Raw genomic sequence first — 1,575 nt, 5'->3', positions numbered from 1 at the left:
CGGAACCTGTCAAGTCAACTGAGACAGTTTCTTGATTTTGTTTAGCTTTGTGCTGCTGGAAGGCCGGTCGCTGCGGGAGCGGTGGCCTGTTCGAGGTCGTTGTCGTCGGGTTTGTTGATCCATGCCCGTTCCGGGAGGCGGGGCGGTTGCGGACGACGGCGCCCGAACCGGTCGGGGTGCGTGGCCCAGGCTGCGTCGAGGGTGCGTTGTCGCTGTTGACGGATCTGGCTGGCGGTGCCGTGATGGACCGAGGCGGGGGTGTGCAGTCCGATCCCGGAATGCCTGTGTTCATGGTTGTAGTAGGTGTAGAACGCTTCGCAGTGCTGCCGGGCGTGCTGGATCGACCCGAACAGCTCCGGGAACGTCGGGTCGTATTTGAGGGTTTTGAAGCTGGCCTCGATGTACGGGTTGTCGTTGGACGTCTTGGGCCGGCTGTGACTACGGCCGATCTTCAGATCGGTCAGCAGCTGCGTGATGGTCTTGCTGGTCATCGCAGCGCCGCGGTCGGCGTGCACGGTCAACTGGTCGGGGTCGACGCGTTCCCGGGCGGCGGCGTCGGCGATCAGCGCTTCGGCGAGCTGGCCGTCCTCGTAGGCGGCGACCAGGTGCCCGACGACGTACCGGGACCAGATGTCGATCACCGTGTAGAGCTGGAACCACACGCCTTTGACCGGACCGCGGAGCCGGGTGATGTCCCAGGACCAGACCTGATTGGGCGCGTCGGCCACGAGCTCGGGCTTGGTCCGGGCCGGATGCGTGGCCTGGGCCCGGCGCTCACCGGTCTGTCCAGCGGCCCGCAGGATCCGGTACATCGTGGACTCCGAGCACCACCAGCGGCCCTCGTCGAGTTCGCGGGCCCACACCTGCGCCGGCGCCAGATCGGCGTACTCGGGCCGGTTCAACAGCTGCAGCACCTGATCACGTTCGGCCTGCGACAGCACCGACGGCGGCGGCTTGCGCGGCGTGCGCGGCTTCGGCTCGGCGGGCGGGTTGCGGCGCCGATACAACGTCGCCCGCGACATGCCGGTCAGCCGGCACGCCGCGGCCACACCCCAGGCCGGGGTCAGCGCCTGCTGCGCCTCGGCGAGGACAGGTTCGGCATCGGCGCGGCGTCCGCGCTCTCGGAGAGCAGTTCCAAGAGCGCGTGCGCTTTTCCCATGATCTGCAACGCGGTCTCGGTCTTGGCCAGCTTCGCCTGCAGCCGGGCGTTCTCCCGCTGCAGCCGGGCAAGTTCAGCGTTCTCGGCCTTCTTCACCGCCCGCGCGGCCGCTTGACGGCGGTCCGTCAGGCCAGCCGCAGCTCCGGCGTCTCGGGCCTTGCGCCAATCCAGAATGTGTGACCCGTACAGCCGCTCCCGGCGCAGGATCGCCCCTCGAGCCGCCGCGTCCGAGGCCGCGTCGTACTCGTCCAGGATCCTCGCCTTGAACTCTGCGGTGAATGTCCGCCGCTGGGGCCGGGCGTCCGGATCCAGGTTCTCATGGGGCTTCGACGTCATGCTGATGTGCTCTCCTCAGGACCGTCCAGGAAGAGTATCCCTGGTAGACAGGCTGTCTCACATCAGCGTGACAGGGAGGG

The 1,575-nt window shown here is 67.7% G+C and carries 2 protein-coding genes; both read right to left on the bottom strand.

Features of this window, described 5'->3' with window-relative positions; translation table 11 throughout:
• Positions 1–41: 41 nt before the first annotated feature.
• Complete coding sequence (locus tag ACFY3L_RS54535; RefSeq protein ID WP_389343939.1) at positions 42–1,049, bottom strand: IS3 family transposase; 1,008 nt, start codon at positions 1,047–1,049, stop codon at positions 42–44.
• 14 nt (positions 1,050–1,063) lie between these two features.
• Positions 1,064–1,495: a hypothetical protein gene (locus tag ACFY3L_RS54530; protein WP_389343937.1), complete on the bottom strand. Its 432-nt coding sequence runs from the start codon at positions 1,493–1,495 to the stop codon at positions 1,064–1,066.
• Between the last annotated feature and the right edge of the window lie 80 nt (positions 1,496–1,575).

Origin of the sequence: Dactylosporangium sp. NPDC000521 (genome assembly GCF_042898305.1) — a bacterium.
GTDB lineage: Bacteria > Actinomycetota > Actinomycetes > Mycobacteriales > Micromonosporaceae > Dactylosporangium.
The sequence above is the reverse complement of the archived record's forward strand: the minus strand, read 5'-3'. Positions and strand labels throughout refer to the sequence as shown.